The 16,985-nt window shown below is 64.9% G+C and carries 17 protein-coding genes; 12 read left to right on the top strand and 5 right to left on the bottom strand.

Going from position 1 to position 16,985, the window contains the following annotated elements:
- The first annotated feature begins 2 nt into the window (after nt 1-2).
- The 3 genes from CH296_RS04910 to CH296_RS04900 are packed head-to-tail and all read left to right on the top strand — an operon-like array spanning nt 3 to nt 3,242.
- Complete coding sequence (locus tag CH296_RS04910; RefSeq protein WP_256980337.1) at nt 3-1,475, top strand: PepSY domain-containing protein; 1,473 nt, start codon at nt 3-5, stop codon at nt 1,473-1,475.
- Nucleotides 1,472-2,026: a copper chaperone PCu(A)C gene (locus tag CH296_RS04905; protein ID WP_094684165.1), complete on the top strand. Its 555-nt coding sequence runs from the start codon at nt 1,472-1,474 to the stop codon at nt 2,024-2,026. The genes CH296_RS04910 and CH296_RS04905 overlap by 4 nt, the downstream gene beginning before the upstream one ends.
- On the top strand, nt 2,019-3,242 hold the full coding sequence (locus CH296_RS04900) for a Dyp-type peroxidase (protein ID WP_094684164.1): 1,224 nt from the start codon (nt 2,019-2,021) through the stop codon (nt 3,240-3,242). The genes CH296_RS04905 and CH296_RS04900 overlap by 8 nt, the downstream gene beginning before the upstream one ends.
- Before the next feature lie 21 nt (nt 3,243-3,263).
- Here the strand turns inward: CH296_RS04900 and CH296_RS04895 are convergent, their stop codons facing one another.
- The 3 genes from CH296_RS04895 to CH296_RS04885 form a co-directional block, all read right to left on the bottom strand.
- The gene (locus CH296_RS04895; RefSeq protein ID WP_094684163.1) at nt 3,264-3,866 is read right to left on the bottom strand and encodes a TetR/AcrR family transcriptional regulator; all 603 of its coding nucleotides are present in this window, start codon (nt 3,864-3,866) and stop codon (nt 3,264-3,266) included.
- 79 nt (nt 3,867-3,945) lie between these two features.
- Nucleotides 3,946-5,067, bottom strand: coding sequence for a TIGR03364 family FAD-dependent oxidoreductase (locus CH296_RS04890; RefSeq protein WP_094684162.1), 1,122 nt, complete (start codon nt 5,065-5,067; stop codon nt 3,946-3,948).
- A gap of 27 nt (nt 5,068-5,094) precedes the next feature.
- On the bottom strand, nt 5,095-5,808 hold the full coding sequence (locus tag CH296_RS04885) for a GntR family transcriptional regulator (RefSeq protein ID WP_032396017.1): 714 nt from the start codon (nt 5,806-5,808) through the stop codon (nt 5,095-5,097).
- A gap of 108 nt (nt 5,809-5,916) precedes the next feature.
- Between CH296_RS04885 and CH296_RS04880 the strand changes: the two genes are divergently transcribed.
- The 6 genes from CH296_RS04880 to CH296_RS04855 all read left to right on the top strand — a co-directional run bounded on the left by CH296_RS04880 (nt 5,917) and on the right by CH296_RS04855 (nt 11,969).
- On the top strand, nt 5,917-6,615 hold the full coding sequence (locus CH296_RS04880; protein ID WP_094684161.1) for a phosphonatase-like hydrolase: 699 nt from the start codon (nt 5,917-5,919) through the stop codon (nt 6,613-6,615).
- A gap of 47 nt (nt 6,616-6,662) precedes the next feature.
- Complete coding sequence (locus CH296_RS04875) at nt 6,663-7,631, top strand: phosphate/phosphite/phosphonate ABC transporter substrate-binding protein (RefSeq protein WP_094656926.1); 969 nt, start codon at nt 6,663-6,665, stop codon at nt 7,629-7,631.
- Nucleotides 7,631-8,437 carry a phosphonate ABC transporter ATP-binding protein gene (gene phnC, locus CH296_RS04870; protein WP_179275399.1) on the top strand — a complete coding sequence of 269 codons (807 nt, stop codon included), beginning with the start codon at nt 7,631-7,633 and terminating at the stop codon, nt 8,435-8,437. The genes CH296_RS04875 and phnC overlap by 1 nt, the downstream gene beginning before the upstream one ends.
- The gene (gene phnE / locus CH296_RS04865) at nt 8,434-10,026 is read left to right on the top strand and encodes a phosphonate ABC transporter, permease protein PhnE (RefSeq protein ID WP_094684160.1); all 1,593 of its coding nucleotides are present in this window, start codon (nt 8,434-8,436) and stop codon (nt 10,024-10,026) included. The genes phnC and phnE overlap by 4 nt, the downstream gene beginning before the upstream one ends.
- Nucleotides 10,002-11,018: a zinc-binding dehydrogenase gene (locus CH296_RS04860; protein WP_094684159.1), complete on the top strand. Its 1,017-nt coding sequence runs from the start codon at nt 10,002-10,004 to the stop codon at nt 11,016-11,018. Before phnE ends, CH296_RS04860 begins: the two co-directional genes overlap by 25 nt.
- A gap of 153 nt (nt 11,019-11,171) precedes the next feature.
- Nucleotides 11,172-11,969 carry a DNA-formamidopyrimidine glycosylase family protein gene (locus CH296_RS04855; RefSeq protein ID WP_094684220.1) on the top strand — a complete coding sequence of 266 codons (798 nt, stop codon included), beginning with the start codon at nt 11,172-11,174 and terminating at the stop codon, nt 11,967-11,969.
- A gap of 120 nt (nt 11,970-12,089) precedes the next feature.
- On the opposite strand, the gene CH296_RS04850 is transcribed toward CH296_RS04855, so the two are convergent.
- Nucleotides 12,090-12,809, bottom strand: coding sequence for a GAF and ANTAR domain-containing protein (locus CH296_RS04850; RefSeq protein WP_032396011.1), 720 nt, complete (start codon nt 12,807-12,809; stop codon nt 12,090-12,092).
- Between the two features lie 222 nt (nt 12,810-13,031).
- Nucleotides 13,032-13,202, bottom strand: coding sequence for a CsbD family protein (locus tag CH296_RS04845; protein WP_094684158.1), 171 nt, complete (start codon nt 13,200-13,202; stop codon nt 13,032-13,034).
- 150 nt (nt 13,203-13,352) lie between these two features.
- Between CH296_RS04845 and CH296_RS04840 the strand changes: the two genes are divergently transcribed.
- The 3 genes from CH296_RS04840 (at nt 13,353) to CH296_RS04830 (ending at nt 16,647) form a co-directional block, all read left to right on the top strand.
- A complete protein-coding gene (locus CH296_RS04840; protein WP_094684219.1) occupies nt 13,353-14,336 on the top strand; it encodes a YihY/virulence factor BrkB family protein in 984 nt (327 codons plus the stop codon).
- Between the two features lie 128 nt (nt 14,337-14,464).
- Nucleotides 14,465-15,067, top strand: a complete 603-nt coding sequence (locus CH296_RS04835) for a TetR/AcrR family transcriptional regulator (protein ID WP_094684157.1) — start codon at nt 14,465-14,467, stop codon at nt 15,065-15,067.
- Nucleotides 15,064-16,647, top strand: coding sequence for a carboxylesterase/lipase family protein (locus CH296_RS04830; RefSeq protein ID WP_094684156.1), 1,584 nt, complete (start codon nt 15,064-15,066; stop codon nt 16,645-16,647). The genes CH296_RS04835 and CH296_RS04830 overlap by 4 nt, the downstream gene beginning before the upstream one ends.
- Nucleotides 16,648-16,985: the final 338 nt, after the last annotated feature.

Here is a 16,985-nt window from a genome sequence, read left to right as displayed (position 1 = left end):
TCGTGTCCACACCGGAAATGGAACGCGTCGCCGATCCTTCCCCGCCCACCCGTCCGACCAGCCCCCGCAGTTGGCGTCCGCTGATCCTGCGGCTGCACTTCTATGCGGGCATCCTCGTCGCACCGTTCATCCTGATCGCCACCATCAGCGGCGGGCTGTACGCCGTCGCACCGACCATCGAACAACTCCTGTATCGGGACTACCTGCACGTCGACCCCACCGGCCCGGCCGTACCGGTGGCGGATCAGATCCGAGCTGCGCAGGCAGAACAACCCGACCTCACCGTCGCCGCAGTGCGACCGGCCACCGACCCCGGCGACACCACCCGGGTGATGTTCACCGACCCCTCCCTCGGTGAATCGAAGCGGCTGGCCGTCTTCGTCGATCCCTCGACCGCGACGTCCGTGGGCGAGTCGACGGTGTACGGCTCCTCCGGCGCGTTACCTCTACGCACCTGGATTTCCGAACTCCACCGCCACCTGCACCTGGGTGAGCCCGGTCGGCTCTACAGCGAACTCGCCGCATCGTGGCTGTGGGTGATCGCGCTCGGCGGGCTCTACCTGTGGGTCGAGCGCTACCGGCGCAACCGCGACAAAACCAGGCTGCTGACCTTCGATCGAAAGTCCAAAGGCCGCAACAGGTCTTTGAACTGGCATGGTGTGGCGGGCATCTGGATCGCCGTCGGTCTGGTATTTCTCTCCGCCACCGGACTCACGTGGTCCACCTACGCGGGGGAGAACGTCACCGAGCTGCGTTCGGCATTGAGCTGGACCACACCCGCCATCACCGAGACCATCGGCTCTTCCGACGCCGCGACGCCCGATCATTCCGGTCACGGCGGGCATTCGATGGACATGGCGGCCGACGCGTCGACGACGAACAGCAATGTCGGACGCATCGATTCGGTCCTCGACATCGCGAAGGCCAACGGTATCGACGGGGCCGTGGAGGCGTCGATCCCAGCGTCGGACGACGCAGCGTTCGTCGTCGCCGAAACCCGTCAGCCCTGGCTGATGTCGAACAACTCCATCTCGATCGACGGCAGCACCGGCACGGTTGTCGACACCCTGTACTTCTCCGACTGGCCGCTCGCGGCCAAGCTGGCTGCCTGGGGTATTCAACTGCACATGGGAACGCTGTTCGGTGTGGCCAATCAGCTGGCCCTGCTCGCGCTTGCAGTTGCGCTGGCATCGGTCATCGTGCGCGGCTACATGATGTGGTGGAAGCGCCGGCCCACCAAGGCAACCGGTCTCACTGCGGGCCGGCCACCTCTGCGCGGCGGTCTTCGCCGTATCTCGCCGATCTCCGTCGCCGTCTTGGCGGTCGTCGCCGTTGCCGTCGGCTGGTTCGTCCCACTCCTCGGGCTGAGCCTGGTGGCCTTCCTCGCTGTCGACGTCGTGCTCGGCTCGATTCGTCGAGCTCGGACCAGAGCCGCCAATTCCGCTGCTTCCCAACATGAAAGCGAACTCGCATGAATATCACCCGTCGCACCTCGACGCTGGTGACCGCGCTGTCGGTCACCGGCCTGATGCTCACCGGATGCTCGAGCACCCAGCCGGCCGCCGCGGCGAAGGAGTCCGATTCCGTCGTCGTTCGCGAGCAATGGGTCAAAGCCGCCGACTCCGGTATGACCGCGGCGTTCGCCGAATTGCAGAACACCGGCGACGCCGACGTGCACGTGGTCGGTGCATCGTCACCGGCATCGAGCCGAACGGAATTGCACGAGATGGCAACCGGGGACGACGGAGCGATGGTGATGCGGCCCAAGGAGGGCGGCTTCGTCGTTCCGGCGGGCGGCACGCACGTGCTCGCCGCGGGCGGCGATCACCTGATGCTCATGGACGTCACATCTCCGCTGACGCCAGGAGCCGACGCAGAGTTCACCCTCGAGTTCGAGGATGCGTCGACTGCGACGTTCACCGCCCAGGTCAGGGACTTCTCCGGGGCCCAGGAGAACTACGAGCCCGGCACCATGGGCATGAACACGGACGGGTCGGCGACCCCTGCGCCGACGCACGGTGGCTGAGAACGAGAACCGGTCCCCACGCTCGCTGAGCCGGCGACGCCTCCTCGGTGGAGGCGTCGCCGCGCTCGGCGTCGCGGGCGTGGGAGCAGCGACCGGTTACGGAGTCTTCGGCAACCATGCGGCCGAGACGACCACCGGAGCCGACACGGTGCCGTGGCGCGGCATTCATCAAGCCGGGATCGATACCGTTCCGCCGCAGGCACACTCGACGTTCGTCGGTCTGAATCTGCAGGATCGTGTCGGACGCGACGAGCTGATCGGGATTCTGAAGGTCTGGACCGAGGACATCGGACGGCTCACTGCCGGTGCACCCGCGCTGGCCGATACCGAGGCGGAATTGGCGCTTCGGCCGGCGCGTCTGACGGTGACGGTCGGACTCGGCCCCGGTGTGTTCGATGCGATCGGTCTGCCGGATCGGCGCCCAACGTGGCTGGCGCCGCTTCCTGCGTTCGGAATCGACCGTCTGGAACCGGGATTCACCGGTGGAGATCTGTTGCTGCAGGTGTGCTCGGACGATCCTGTGACCGTTGCGCACGCAGTGCGGGTACTCACCAAGAACGTTCGATCGTTGGTGACGATCGCCTGGATGCAGCGCGGGTTCCGCCGTTCGCTGGGTACCGAGGAATCGGGCACCACAATGCGCAATCTGATGGGCCAGGTCGACGGCACGGTCAATCCGGCGGCCGGAAGTACGGACTTCGACGGTCTGGTCTGGGACGACGGCAGCGAGCAGCCCTGGATGCAGCACGGAACGTCGATGGTGTTGCGGCGCATTCGAATCGAGATGGATACCTGGGACGAATTGGACCGACCCGGCCGCGAGTTGTCGGTGGGGCGAACTCTCGACACCGGTGCGCCGTTGACCGGAACCGACGAGTTCGACAGAGCCGATTTCGACGTGACAGATCGATTCGGCATTCCGGTCATCCCACCGTCCTCGCACATCGCTCGGGCGCGGCACACTCACGACGGCGAGCGAATCTTCCGGCGGGCGTACAACTACGACGACCCACCTGCTCCCGGTTCGGTGTCGAACTCCGGGCTGCTGTTCGCGAGCTATCAGCGCGATGTGCTCACCCAGTTCCTCCCGATTCAGCGGCGCCTCGACGAATTCGATGCACTCAACGAATGGACGACACCCATCGGGTCCGCGGTGTTCGCCGTGCTGCCGGGAGTGGTCGACGACGGCTATCTGGGCCGGAGCCTGCTCGAGTGACGGCCCGACACACGGGTGCGCTCAGAAAGAGGTCGCCAGGGCGACGCCGAGCGCGGTCAATGTGTCGACGAACTCCACTTCGGTGAAGTCCAGATCGCCGCGAAGCCACCGGTCGAGTAGCTCGGTCGTCCCTGCCACCATCAGGACGGTCGCTGCCTCGGCCCGTGGGTTCGCGGGGTCGGCGTCGAGCACTGCTCGCATCAGCAGTGGTGTGAACGTGTCGACCATCTGTCGGCGTCGGGCCTCGAGCGCGGGATTGGCCGACGCCGAGGTGTACAGCAGGGACGACCGTGGATCGGCGGTGAGCGCGCGCACCAGAACGGCTGCAGTCTGGGCGACGCGGTCCGAGGTCGACCCCTGTTCCTGCACAATCTCTTCGAGAGCAGTTCCCACGGTGTCGATCACGTCGTCGAGAGCGCTCACCAGAATGGCGTCGCGGTCTCCGAAACTTTCGTAGAAGTACCTCTTGGACAGGCCGGCGCGCGCACAGATGCCGTCGACCGTGACGGCGGCGACACCGGACCCCGCAACCACGTCGAGGCAGGCGTCGAGCAGTTTCTCGCGGCGCTCGCGGCGACGTTTGTCTGCGGCGACACCTCGGTAGGGGCGAACGACCGGCGGCATGACTACATCTTGACACGGGGGTGTGCCCAGTAGTGTCGCGAGCCGAACAGTGCGGTGAGGCGAGGACGGGGTGTCGGCCCTAGACGAGCGTCGGCGCGTTGTCCACGTTGGACAACGCCAGACCCATGCTGGTGGTCATGCCGATCCCGGTCGTGACGGTGACGATGTGCACACGGTCGATGGGCTCTTCCAGCATGAATTCCGAACCCGGTGCGGAGCAGTACGTTCCCTGCCATCGCTCGACGACGTCGATGCGGTCGACTCCGAACAGCGTTCTCGCTTCGCCGAGCAACACCTCGAAACCGTCTTCGCTCTGGAACGGCGAGGTGGTGATCTCGCGAACGTGGGTGTCGCCCAACAGGATCGACCCGTCCGGTTGTGGGGTGTACATCTGGTGCAGGTCGAGTTCGACGTAGTCGGGATACTCGGCCTGCAGGCGGGCAGCGACGTCTGCAACGGCGGGCAGGTTCTCGAAGCCCGAGTACCTCAGCAGCGACCAGCCGGTGAACAGCGGCGAGGGAAGCGGTGCACGCAGCGGCATGGTGGCTCGCATCATGTGCAGTCGGCACCGCACCAGTCCGCCGCGTTCGGCGCTCTCGGGAAACAGGCGATCGATGTCGTGGTTGACGGTGACGAACGTGGCACCGGCATGCAGGTCGCCGCGGGAGGTGCGAACGATTCCCGGCGCGAACGACGTTGCAGCGGTGCGCCAGTGGAAGTCCACCCCGGAATCGGCGAGCCAGCGTGCGACGGCCGGAGCGGCGGAGCGCGGGTCCACCTGGACGTCCAGAGGCAGGTACATGCCGCCGACCACATCGGTGTCGGCAAGGGGGAGTCGGTTCAGTACCTCGCTGCGGTCCAGCAGCTGTACCTGATCCTCGCCCCGTAGTTCGGCGAACTGCTCGAGCACCGCGAGCTCGTCCTCGTGCCGAGCGACGCAGTGCGTTCCCGATTCCGCTGCCCAGAAGTCGGCTTTGCGGGCGAGGTCGAGCCAGTGACTGCGGCCTGCTCGCGCGTACTCGAGTGCGGTCCCGGATTGCGCTGTGATGCAGGCGTGCCCGAAGTTCTGGACGGAGGCACCTGCGACACGATCGGCATGATCGACCACTGCCACGGTGAATCCGCGCCGATGGACGTGATACGCGTGTGCGAGACCGACGATCCCGGCCCCGACGACCACGACGTCGTACGTCGATGTCATACGGAAAGTCTTTCTGCTGAGGTCATGTCAGGCGTCCATGACGGCGGTGAAGGTCATCCGGTCTCCGCGATAGAGCGACCGACGGTGTTCGATGGGAACACCGTCCGTGTCGTAGGAGACACGGCCGAGCAGAAACATCGGTGTCCGAGTGTCGACGGTGAGCAGTGCGGCTTCCCTGGCATCGGGGAGGACGGTTTCGATGGTGTCGACAACGCGCCCGAACGTGACTCCCCGGGCTGCCAATTCGGCATAGAGAGACGTTCGGTGATCGAAACTGTCCTGTAGCCCCGGGATTCGATAGGCGGGAATACGAGTCGTTTCCAGTCCGACTCGCACGTCGCCGGTGGTGAAGACGCGTTCGAGTTGCACCACCTCCGAACCGATCTCGATCGCGAGGAGTTCCGCCAGCACGTCGTCTGCTCGGAACACCTCCCAGCCGACCAGAATTCGAGTGGCGCTCATGCCCTTCTCGCGCGCGGCCTCGGTGTAGGAGCCGATCGCCAACGGCAGTACCACCTTGGGTTCGGCCACCACCGTCGCCCGGCCGCGACGTTCGATTCGACCGGCTACCAACAGTTCTCGGATGGCTTGACGCAGTGTCTCGCGGGACACGTCGTATCGATCGGCGAGATCGCGCTCGGACGGAAACGCGTCGCCCGCAGACATGCCGTCGAGCATCGCGTCGAGGCTTCTGCGGACGATCTGATGCTTGAGTACGCGAGGTTCGGTGTCCACGGCCATGGACCAACCATAGCATCAATTGGTCTAGACCTAATTGTCGTGCGACGTTCACGGTCCGTTCACTCACGTTCCACGTAATGGTCTATACCAAACGGCAGTCTCTTCCCCATGCCGAACTCCACCAGCCCGAACACCAGCACCCCCGTCGAGCTCGTCGTCCTCGACATGGCCGGAACGACTGTCACCGACGACGGTCTGGTACTCGAATCGTTCGATGCCGCAGCCACCGCCGTCGGACTTGCCGACGCCGGTCCGGAACGCGACGCCGCCCGCCGCTACGTGCTCGACACGATGGGTCAGTCCAAGATCGAGGTGTTCCGCGCATTGTTCGGAACAGAGGACCGCGCTCAGGCCGCCAACCGCGCTTTCGAATCGGCCTACGACGCCCGCATCGACGCCGGGGTCTCACCCGTACCCGGTGCGGCCCAGGCGATCACGAAGCTTCGCGAATCCGGAATCACCGTCGTCCTGACGACCGGATTCTCGGCACCCACCCAGAATCGCATCATCGACGCGCTCGGCTGGCGGGATCTGCCCGACGCATTCCTCGCACCCGGGAGTGCCGGTCGTGGCCGTCCGCACCCCGATCTCGTGCTCTCGGCCGCCCTGCTCGCCGAGGTGACCGACATTTCCGCGGTCGCCGTCGTCGGTGACACGTCGAGCGACATCCTGTCCGGTCGCCGAGCCGGCGCATCGCTGCTGGTCGGCGTCCTCACCGGAGCTCATTCCGAGACCCAGCTGCTCGAAGCGGGTGCCACCCACGTGCTCGACAGCGTCGCCGACCTTCCCCCCATCGTTCTGCCCTGAACAGCTCTGCCCTGAACATCCACCACACCCCGAACGGACATCACGCCATGACCACCATCTCTCGCCGTCGTGCCGGAACCGCCGCGGCCGTGCTCTCTGCCGCGGCTCTCGTCGCAGCCGGTTGTTCGAGCTCATCCGAGGGAGCCACCACCGAGCAGGGATTCCCCGAAACCATCACACTCGCAGCCATTCCCGCCGAGAACTCCACAGACCTGAAAGCCAGCTACGACCCCGTCATCGAGCGGCTGGAGAACGAGACCGGAGCGAGCGTCGAGTTCATCCAGGCCTCGGACTACGCCGGTGTGGTCGAGGGCCTGATCGCAGGCAACGTCGACATCGCGTTCTTCGGCCCCTTCGCGTACGTCGTCGCAGGCATCAACGGTGCGGAGATGACACCGCTGGGTGCCGTCGTCCAGGACGAGGGAACTCCTCCCGGCTACCAGTCGTACGGAATCGCTCGTTCGGACAATGCCTCGGTGAACGGTCTCGCCGACTACGCAGGCAAGAAGGTCTGCTTCGTCGACCCGAGCTCCACCTCCGGATTCCTCTACCCGACAGCGGGACTCATCGAGGACAACGTCATTTCCTCCGGTTCCGAGGCCGACATCTCCGCCGCGATGACCCCGATCTACGCCGGCGGACACGATGCATCGGCGCTGGCCGTCAAGGCCGGAGACTGCGACGCCGGATTCGCGTTCGACACCATGGTCGACCGCACGATGATCGACAACGGTGAACTTGCACCCGGTGAGCTCAAGACGGTGTGGAAGTCCGAGATGATCGCCGGATCGCTCTTCGCAGCCAACAACGATCTCGGTGCCGACGCCATTGCCAAGCTCCAGGACGTCTTCAGCGAGGGCATGAACTCGGATGCCTTTGTGGCCGACGGCATCTGTGCCGAGGAATGCCGCATCACCGACGAGGACGCCTGGGGCGTCGTTCCCGCCCAGGACAGCGATTACGACGGCGTGCGCCACGTATGCGAGGTCACCGGCTCCGAGAAGTGCCAGGGCTGATGATGTCCGCACCGATGGACCGGGGCGACGTGGTGGTCAGTGTTCGCAACGTCACCAAGACATTCGGATCCACCACAGCGCTCGAGAACGTGAATCTCGATGTGCATCACAGTGAGATGTTGGTTCTGCTCGGGCTTTCCGGCTCCGGGAAGTCGACGCTGTTGCGGTGCATCAACGGCTTGCAGCCCGTGACGTCGGGGAGCGTGACTGCACTCGACATCCGGGTCGATCTGGCGAACCGCCGCCGTGTGCGCGAGCTACGCCGAGATGTCGGCTTCGTCTTTCAGCACTTCAATCTCGTGGGCCGGCTGAGTTGCCTCGAGAACGTACTCGTGGGAGGCATCGGCCGACTGTCGATTCCGCGCTACGGCGCACTCACCTACCCGAAAGCGATGCGAGAGGAAGCCCGCGCGTGCCTCGACCGAGTCGGGTTGGCGGACTTCGCCGAACGGCGCGCCGACACGCTGTCGGGTGGACAGCAGCAACGGGTGGCGATCGCACGCACCCTGATGCAGCGTCCGCGGATCGTCCTCGCGGACGAACCCGTCGCCTCGCTCGACCCCGAGAACGCGGGCGTGGTGATGGATCTGTTGCAGCGAGTGTGCAGCGAGGAGAAACTGACCGTGGTGTGCACGTTGCATCAGGTCGATCTCGCCCTCGGCTGGGCCCATCGCCTCGTGGGTCTCCGAGACGGTCGGGTGGTGCTCGATCGCCCCGCCGCCGGTCTCCAGCGTGATGACATCATGCCGATCTATCAACGGATCGCGCCCGACCCCGGGAGCATGACCACGGTGGCACCGACATGACCGTCGCCGTCGAACCGAAGCCCACGAACACTGCAGGGCAGAAGGATCCGCAGCGGCGTCGATGGCTGTTCCCGGCACTGGGTGTCGTCGCGCTCGTTCTCACCGTGCTCTCGGCGGGCTACATCGACTTCGCGCCGACGACCTTGATCGACGGTCTCGAGGATGTGGGCAACCTGCTCGAGCGGATGCTGCCGCCGCGTGTCGACGACACCGGAAGGATCGTCTCCCTCGCGCTCGACACCTTGCTCATGGCAGTGCTGGGCACCGTGCTCGCAGCGGTCGTCTCGGTACCGCTGGCGTTCCTCGCGGCACGGAACACCTCGCCCCACCCGGCCCTCTACGGCATCGCGCGCGCCGTCATCACCTTCTGCCGGGCGATGCCGGATCTGCTGTTCGCGGTGCTGTTCGTCCGGGCGTTGGGAATCGGTGTGCTGCCCGGCATCCTGGCTCTGGCACTACATTCCATCGGCATGCTCGGCAAACTGTTCGCCGACGCCATCGAAGAGACCGATGTCGGACCGCGAGAGGCGCTCCGTGCCGCTGGAGCCGGCTACTACCGGGAGATGATCAATGCCGTTGTTCCACAGGCCGTTCCGGCGTGGATCGGCGCTTTCGTCTATCGAATCGACATCAATCTGCGCATGTCGGTCGTGCTCGGCTTCGTCGGGGCAGGCGGCATCGGTTTTGCCCTGCAGGACGCTCTCCGCGGACTGATCTACCCGCGTGCTCTCGGAATCGTGTTGGTGATCCTGGTGATCATCGCCGCAATGGAATTTGTAGCGATGGCTCTGCGCCGCATGCTGCTGGTCCCGTCCGCGGCCGGCCCGCAGCGCGATCGACTGATGCGCCTCGGGGCGTCGGCTGTGCTCTTGTTCGCGATCGTGGCGTCGTTCGTGGTTCTCGAATTGGATCCGCGCTCGCTGCTGACCTGGATCGGGCCGTCGATCGAGGTGTTCGGTCGAATGGTCCCACCGGATTTCTCCGCTTTGGGATCGGACCTGTTCGACGCCGCTGTACAGACCGTCGCCATCGGAGTCGTGGCCACCGCAATCGGCATCGTGCTGTCGATTCCCGTCGGAGTTCTGGCTGCGCGCAACGCAACTCCGCATCCCGCGGTGTACTGGGTTGCGCGATCCTGGATTCTGTTGGTTCGGGCTGTGCCCGAACTCATCCTCGCCGTCGTGTTCGTCGCAGCGCTCGGATTGGGTCCGGTGGCGGGAACCTGCGCACTGGCCATCGGATCCGTCGGATTTCTCGGCAAACTCGTTGCGGACGCGATCGAGGAGATCGATCCCGGTCCCCTCGAAGCGGTGGCGTCGGTGGGTGGCGGTTGGTGGAACAGGACATTGAGTGCCGTTGTTCCTCAGGCCATTCCGTCGATGGTCGGTTCGAGCTTGTATCTGCTCGACGTGAACATTCGTACCTCGACCATTCTTGGGATCGTCGGTGCGGGCGGCATCGGCTTCCTGCTCTTCGAGTCGATTCGTACCCTGAACTTCGACGTCGCCGGTGCGATCGTTCTCGTCATCTTCGTCGTCGTGTACATCGTGGAAAGGATCTCCGGATGGATCAGATCACTGCTGGTCTGACACCGGCCGCCGTCTGGACGGGGAGCGGGATCGAGATGTGGGACATCGAGATTCCCGCCCTCGAGTCGGGTGATCTGCTGGTGCGCGTCGATCTCGCCACGGTGTGCGGGAGCGATCTGCACACGGTGTCCGGTCGACGGCACGGAGCGTGCCCGTCGGTACTCGGGCACGAGGCCGTCGGTCGCGTCGTCGCCGTCGGTGATGCCACATCCCCAGCGGCGGTCGGGGATCGGATCGTGTGGTCGGTGACCGTGCCCTGCGGCCGATGCAGTCGATGCGTCCGCGGGTTCACGGCCAAGTGCACGTCCGTGCGCAAGGTGGGTCACGAATCTGCCGAGAGCCCATGGGTTCTCAGCGGCTCCTACGCCCGACACATCGTGCTTCCTCGCGGGACCGCAGTGGCCCGGGTTCCCGACACCATGCCCGATGCCGTCGCCGCACCGGCAGCGTGTGCGACGGCCACGGTGATGGCGGCTCTCGACGCAGCGGGTGCTTTGGACGGCCGACGGGTACTGATCGTCGGGGCCGGAATGCTGGGGGTCACCGCCGCCGCAGCGGCATGCGAGCGAGAGGCATCGGTGACGGTCGTCGATCGAGACCCGGAGCGACAGAGACAATCTCGTGCATTCGGGGCCGGTGAGGACGACGGTGCACGAACAGATGTGGCGATCGACTTCTCCGGATCGTCGGAGGCCGTGCAGTCGGCGTTGGTGCGACTCGACGTCGGTGGGCGGCTCGTGCTTGCCGGATCCGTCGCGCCGGGTCCGCCGATCACCGTCGACCCGGAAGCAGTGGTCCGGAACTGGCTGACCATCAACGGCATCCACAACTACGAGCCTCGGCACCTCCATCAGGCCGTTGCCTTCCTACGCGACACCGGCGCGAAGTATCCGTGGGAATCCCTCGTCGAGGCACCGGTGCCGTTGGCCGAACTCGCGTCGGTGTTGCGGCCGACGCCGTCGGGAATTCTCCGATCTTCGGTCGCGCCGTAGGTTCTGGGTCTGTCCACCAGCTCTGTCGTGCCCACGTCGGCCGGGGCGTGTCGCCGACAGCGTCGCCCTCGACGTAGCGAGCGACGATCAGATCCGGCCGATGCGGGCCCGGTGTTCGGATTGCGTTTCGTTCGAGCGGGATACCCGGAGGTCATGCCCGAAGGTGACACAGTGTTCGTATTGGCCGCGAGGTTGCGTCGAGCATTGGACGGCGCATCGTTGCGGGCCGGAAGGCTGCAGGTGCCCGCGCATGCAGTCGAGAATCTGGCCGGGCGAACCGTCGTCGCACACCGGACCCACGGCAAGCATCTGCTGACCGATTTCGACGACGGCACGACGCTGCACACGCATCTGCGGATGAGCGGATCGTGGACGGTGGTGCGGGCCGGTCGCTCGATTCCGCAGCGTGTCCGACCCGACGTGCGGGTGCGGCTCGCCGCGGTCGACGGGCCGACTGCCTACGGAATTCTGCTTCCGGTCGTCGATTACGGATACACACCGGACATGAACGCGCTGATCGCACATCTGGGACCGGACCCACTGCACTCGACGTTCGACGCAGACCGGGCGGTTGCCAACATTGCCGCTCAGGGAACGCGGCCGATCATCGCGACGCTGCTGGACCAGAGGGTGATCGCCGGGCCGGGAAATCTGTGGGCGAACGAGCTCTGCTTTTTGCGCGGGCTGTGGCCGTGGACTCCGTCGACCGCCGTCGACGGACAGCGGTTGGTCGCGTTGCTCGAACGAGCGATGCGTCACTCGGCGACGGTCCCGGGTGCGATGCAGGTGACCACCGGGGACACTCGCCGGGGCCGCACGCATTGGGTCGCCGGTCGAGCAGGGAAGCCGTGCCTGCGGTGCGGAACATCGATTCGGGTGGTCGCAGAAGTGAACGGTGACCCGGACAGGCGTCGAACGTGGTGGTGTCCGAGCTGTCAACCGGAGCAATAGCGACGGGCGGTCGATCGCTGTTGTCTCAACGAGATAACCGCCCGCGGGTATCGCGTGTTGCCTGCCGATACCACTGACAGCCATTCCTCGCGAGCGGCGAATCGAAACCCCGTCGTCTCGTCAGAAGGTCGAGTCCGTCGGATGATCGGTCTCCACCAGATCACGGGCCACGAGGTGCAGAGGGAGGTTCTGTTGCTGTGACAGCTTGGCCAACAGCTCGAAGGCCTGCACCGCGTCGAGGTCGTAGCGTTCCATGATCATGCCCTTGGCCTGACCGATGATGTCTCGACTGGCCAGACCGGTTCGGAACTGCTCGTGGTCACGGGCGCTGAGCATCGCGATGGCAGCGTGGGCAGAAAGCGCTTCACCGATGGTCACCGCGTCGGCGTGGAATGCGCCGGGTCGGTCGCTGTAGAGCACGAGCGCACCGAGGTCGTCGGCGTTGCTGTAGAGCTGGAACGCAGCAAGTGATTTGAAACCCTCTTCGACGGCGGTGGCAGCGAATCGAGGCCACCGATCCTCGTCGGTCAGATCGGCGGCGACGACGACGTCGAAGTGATGAACCTCGGTGGAAATGGGTCCTTCGCCGAGCTCGTACTGCAGGCGACACAGCTTCTCCGCGACCGGATCGGTGGACGCGACCACCGTCCGCTCGCCCTTTTTCACCGTGGTGATGCATCCGGTGACTGCACCCGGGATCATCGTGATGGCAGTACGCAGAATCGCATCGAGTGTCTGCGGCATCGAGCGCCGAGTCTCACGCAAGGATCGGGCGAATTCGGCCAAGCTCGAGGCGTCCGCCGATGCGGCTGTGTTGCCTTCGATAGAAGAGTGCGGCATGCACACAGTCCTCTCGCATGGGACCCCTGCCGACTTCGTCGCAGAGATCCGAGATCATGCGCCTTCTGCTGGACGCTCGATTCGGCCGACGGTGTCGGCTCCGTGCATTTTATACGCTGCCTTCGGGACGGTTGTACGTAGAACCGTCGAGCATCGGCGGAGGCACCCGAAAGCGCAGCGAGGGCCGCCGATCCGCAGATCGACGGCCCTCGCGGGTGCGTCTTACTTGAAGGTGTCCTTGATGTTCTCGCCGACCTTCTTCACGCTTGCCGAACCCTGGTCCTTCTTGCCCTCGGCCTCGAGGTCCTTGTTGTTGGTGGCGTCGCCCACAACTTCCTTGGCCTTGCCGATGGCGTCTTCTGCTGCGTTCTTGGCCTTGTCGATGAAGCTCATGTGAGTCCCTTTCTCGTTTCGTGCGGTGTCAGTAGTTGGTCGATGCTCGAACCGGAAAGCGCACGCCGAACCTATGAGATCTGGGTCACATCGGACGCCGCGCTCGGTCGACGTTTCGAGGTGCGGCATGGCGGATACATTCGAGCGATGATGGTCGGCAAGGTGGACAGCTTTCAGCGCAGGCACCCGTCAGCGGGTTTCCCGCTCGCAGTTTTGTACAAGTTCCTCGACGATCGAGGTGGATATCTCGCGGCTCTCATCGCGTACTACTCGTTTCTCTCGTTGTTCCCGTTGCTGCTGCTCTTCACCACCGTGTTGGGAATCGTGCTGGCCGGCGACCCCGAATTGCAGAGTCGAATCATCGATTCCGCGATGAGCCAGATCCCGGTCATCGGTGACCAACTCGGTCAGCCGGACCGCCTCAGCGGCGGAACGACCGCCATCGTCATCGGCGTGGTGGGGTCGTTGTACGGCGGGCTCGGAGTGTCACTTGCCGCGCAGTACGCGATGAACACCGCGTGGTCCGTCCCGCGAAACGAACAACCGGATCCGATCAAGGGACGCCTGCGAGGGCTGTTGCTGCTGAGCACCGTCGGCACGGCGATCATCGGACTGACCGTTCTCAACGGAGTCGCCTCCTCGGGTGTGTTCGGTTTTGCCGGCGGTGCGTTGGCGCTCGTCGGGGCCGTGGTCGTCAACGTCGTGGTCTTCACCGCCGCATTTCGTATCGGCACCGCCCGAGCCCTGACCGTGCGTGAGGTGCTGCCCGGCGCTGCGATCGCCTCGGTGATCTGGCAGGCACTGCAATCGTTCGGCGGGATCTACATTCGCTATGTCGTCGGCAACGCCAGCGCCAGCAACGGAATCTTTGCAATCGTCCTCGGCCTGCTCGGCTTTCTCTACGTCTCGTCGGTGCTCATCGTGCTGTGTATCGAAATCAATGCCGTGCGTGTCGACCACCTGCACCCACGGGCGCTGTTGACGCCGTTCACCGACAACGTCGAACTCACCGAGGGTGACAAGAACTCCTACACCGGACAGGCAGAAGCGCAGCGCAACAAAGGATTCCAGGACATCACGGTCACCTACGACGAGCCGGATTCGGTGACGGGGGAGGACGCGCCGACCAAGTGACCCGTGTGTCCACTATTTCTGCTCGCGAGCGGGATCCCGTGTTCGGATGCGAATCGTGGTCACTCCTGGCGGCTCGAAATTTCTGACATGCATGGGAAAAATAATGCGTCAGTGCTAAAGTTGGGATCATGCCATCGCCCAAGGCGGACCGTCCCGAACCCACATTCATTCAGAACGCCCGTCGCGAACAGCTGATCCAATGCGCTGTCGATGTCATCGCGGAAGCGGGGGCGGAGAAGGCGTCGTTCGTCCGCATCGCCGAGCGCGCCGGAATCAGTCGCGGCGTCATCTCCTACCATTTCGGCACCCGCGAGGAACTCCTCGATGGCGTCGTCCAGCTCGTCTACGCACTCGGTGAACAGGAGGTCGGACCTCTCGTTCGTGCGGCAGGTTCGAGTCGAGAAGCGTTGCTGGAGTTCATCGGCGGCAGCGTCGTGTTCTACGCTGCCTACCCTCAGCACATGAAGGCACTGTCGGCAATCTTCGCCACAGCTCCCGCTCGCGGTGAACGATCCGAGCACGGAGCCGAGATGCTCGAAGTCCACGGCCTTCTCGAGTCGGGGCAGCGGACTGGTGAGTTCCGGTCCTTCGACACCCGGATCATGGCCATGACGATTCGCGCTGCTCTCGACGCGGCCGTGTGGCAAGTAGGAGCTGGCGACGATGCGGTGAAGCTGGCCGACGAGCTGCGTCGAACATTCGATGCCGCAACACGATCGGACGGCCGATGAGGAAGTTGCCGGTCGCCCTCGCTACCGTGCTCCTGGTACTCGCCGGGTGCGCATCTACCTCGGATCCATCCGACAGCGCGCCCCTCGACGTCGCCACGACCACAGCTACCGTGCACGGGGTTGCTGCGCAGAACACGCGGCAATTTCTCGGCATCAGGTATGCGGAGCCTCCGGTCGGTGATCTGAGATGGTCACCTCCACAACCGCTTCCGGCATCCGACGACGATGCCGACGCCACTGCGCCGGGTTCGCAGTGTCCGCAGAGCTCGGCCGAGTCCGGTGGAACACCGACGACGGACGAAGATTGCCTCTTCCTCAATGTGACGACGCCGCTGGTGACGTCGAATGAGCCACTGCCGGTGATGGTGTGGTGGCACGGCGGCGGTTTCACGTCTGGAGCGGGCTCCGCATACGAAGCTCAGCGGATCGCTTCGGAGGGCAATGTCATCGTGGTGACGGTGAACTACCGACTGGGCATGCTGGGTTACCTGGGGCTCCCCGGCCTGGACGGGGGCGGCAACTTCGGATTCGCCGATCAGATTCAGTCCCTGCGGTGGGTGAACGACAATGCCGCAGCATTCGGGGGAGACCCCGACAACGTCACCGTGTTCGGGGAGTCCGCAGGCGGCATGGCGGCGTGTGCTGCGCTGACATCGCCTGCCGCGCAGGGGTTGGTGGACAAGGTGGCCATCATGTCGGGGTCGTGTGCGTTGAACTTTCCGACCGACTCGATCTACCCGGGCGTGCCCGAACAACGACCTTACGTTGCGCTGGCCGACAACGAGGCCACCGGAGCCGAAGTGGCGCAGCAACTGGGATGCTCGGGCTCGGGCGCGATCGAATGTTTGCGTGCGCTGCCCGTCGATGCTCTCGTAGCGCAGGGACAGAATTTCTCCAATCAACTCGCCTACGGTACCGAGCTGCTACCCGCCGATCCGGCGCGTGCTGTCGAAGCCGGTGCAGCCCTGAACGGTCCGGTGTTCTCCGGTGGCAACCGGGCCGAACAGAATTCGTTCGTCGGTGGGGCGCTGTTGGCGGATCCGACTTCGGTGACAGCCGATTCGTATCCCGCACTCCTCGCCGATGCATTCGGACCCGAGGCCGCCGGCGTCGCCGATCTGTATCCGCTGCAGAACTTTTCGTCTGCGGCGCTGGCATGGGCGTCGGCGACCACCGATGCCGGTTGGTCGTGCCCGACGTACCGAAACAACCGGGCTCTGGCAGTGAATGCGCCGGTGTATTCGTACGAGTTCGCCGATACCGGGACCGCTGACGTCAGTGGCGTCGGTGCGTCCGGCGTGCCACAGGATGCCGCACATGCGACGGATATGCCGTACTTCTTCGACATTGCGGGACACGATCTGCTGAAGACTCCGGCGCAGCACGATCTCGCCCGAACGATGATCGCGTACCTCACCTCGTTCGCCCACACCGGAACACCCAGTGCAGACAATGCACCGCCGTGGCCTCGTACCACCGCAGACGTCAGCCCCGTTCTGCAGTTCGTCTCCGACGACATCTCGGTGATCGACGCCGATGCCGAGCATCACTGTGACTTCTGGAATTCGCTCGCGCGCTGACAGATGGGTTCGGTCGACGGGCAAACGCGCGCGCATTCGTCAGGTGCGCGCGGAATTGCCGGGTGATCGGGCGCTGATTCGCGCGCGGATGGCAAGTGCGCGCGCGTTTGCGAGTGAACGGGGCAGGGGCTGGGGAGCGCTGCTGTCGCCGCGTAGGGATTGACTGCGGGGGACGAGTCGGGGGTCGGCCGGTTCGCTGGCCGATCGGGCTGAGGCAAACGCGCGCGCATTCGTCGGATGCGAGCGGAATTGCCGGGTGATCGGGCGCTGATTCGCGCGCGGATGGCAAGTGCGCGCGCGTTTGCGAGTGAACGGGGGACCGGCAGCGGGGGTGACGC

It is taken from the genome of Rhodococcus sp. 14-2496-1d (assembly GCF_002259365.1).
Taxonomy (GTDB): Bacteria; Actinomycetota; Actinomycetes; order Mycobacteriales; family Mycobacteriaceae; genus Rhodococcoides.
The sequence above is the reverse complement of the archived record's forward strand: the minus strand, read 5'-3'. Positions and strand labels throughout refer to the sequence as shown.

Excerpts from the sequence above, each read along its gene's own strand:
- CH296_RS04830 (WP_094684156.1), top strand. The coding sequence starts at position 15,064 with ATGAGGAAGTTGCCGGTCGCCCTCGCTACCGTGCTCCTGGTACTCGCC.
- CH296_RS04840 (WP_094684219.1), top strand. The coding sequence starts at position 13,353 with ATGGTCGGCAAGGTGGACAGCTTTCAGCGCAGGCACCCGTCAGCGGGT.
- CH296_RS04875 (WP_094656926.1), top strand. The coding sequence starts at position 6,663 with ATGACCACCATCTCTCGCCGTCGTGCCGGAACCGCCGCGGCCGTGCTC.
- CH296_RS04890 (WP_094684162.1), bottom strand. The coding sequence starts at position 5,067 with ATGACATCGACGTACGACGTCGTGGTCGTCGGGGCCGGGATCGTCGGT.
- CH296_RS04885 (WP_032396017.1), bottom strand. The coding sequence starts at position 5,808 with ATGGCCGTGGACACCGAACCTCGCGTACTCAAGCATCAGATCGTCCGC.
- phnE (WP_094684160.1), top strand. The coding sequence starts at position 8,434 with ATGACCGTCGCCGTCGAACCGAAGCCCACGAACACTGCAGGGCAGAAG.
- CH296_RS04860 (WP_094684159.1), top strand. The coding sequence starts at position 10,002 with ATGGATCAGATCACTGCTGGTCTGACACCGGCCGCCGTCTGGACGGGG.
- CH296_RS04895 (WP_094684163.1), bottom strand. The coding sequence starts at position 3,866 with ATGCCGCCGGTCGTTCGCCCCTACCGAGGTGTCGCCGCAGACAAACGT.
- phnC (WP_179275399.1), top strand. The coding sequence starts at position 7,631 with ATGATGTCCGCACCGATGGACCGGGGCGACGTGGTGGTCAGTGTTCGC.
- CH296_RS04850 (WP_032396011.1), bottom strand. The coding sequence starts at position 12,809 with ATGCCGCACTCTTCTATCGAAGGCAACACAGCCGCATCGGCGGACGCC.
- CH296_RS04835 (WP_094684157.1), top strand. The coding sequence starts at position 14,465 with ATGCCATCGCCCAAGGCGGACCGTCCCGAACCCACATTCATTCAGAAC.
- CH296_RS04880 (WP_094684161.1), top strand. The coding sequence starts at position 5,917 with ATGCCGAACTCCACCAGCCCGAACACCAGCACCCCCGTCGAGCTCGTC.
- CH296_RS04845 (WP_094684158.1), bottom strand. The coding sequence starts at position 13,202 with ATGAGCTTCATCGACAAGGCCAAGAACGCAGCAGAAGACGCCATCGGC.
- CH296_RS04855 (WP_094684220.1), top strand. The coding sequence starts at position 11,172 with ATGCCCGAAGGTGACACAGTGTTCGTATTGGCCGCGAGGTTGCGTCGA.
- CH296_RS04905 (WP_094684165.1), top strand. The coding sequence starts at position 1,472 with ATGAATATCACCCGTCGCACCTCGACGCTGGTGACCGCGCTGTCGGTC.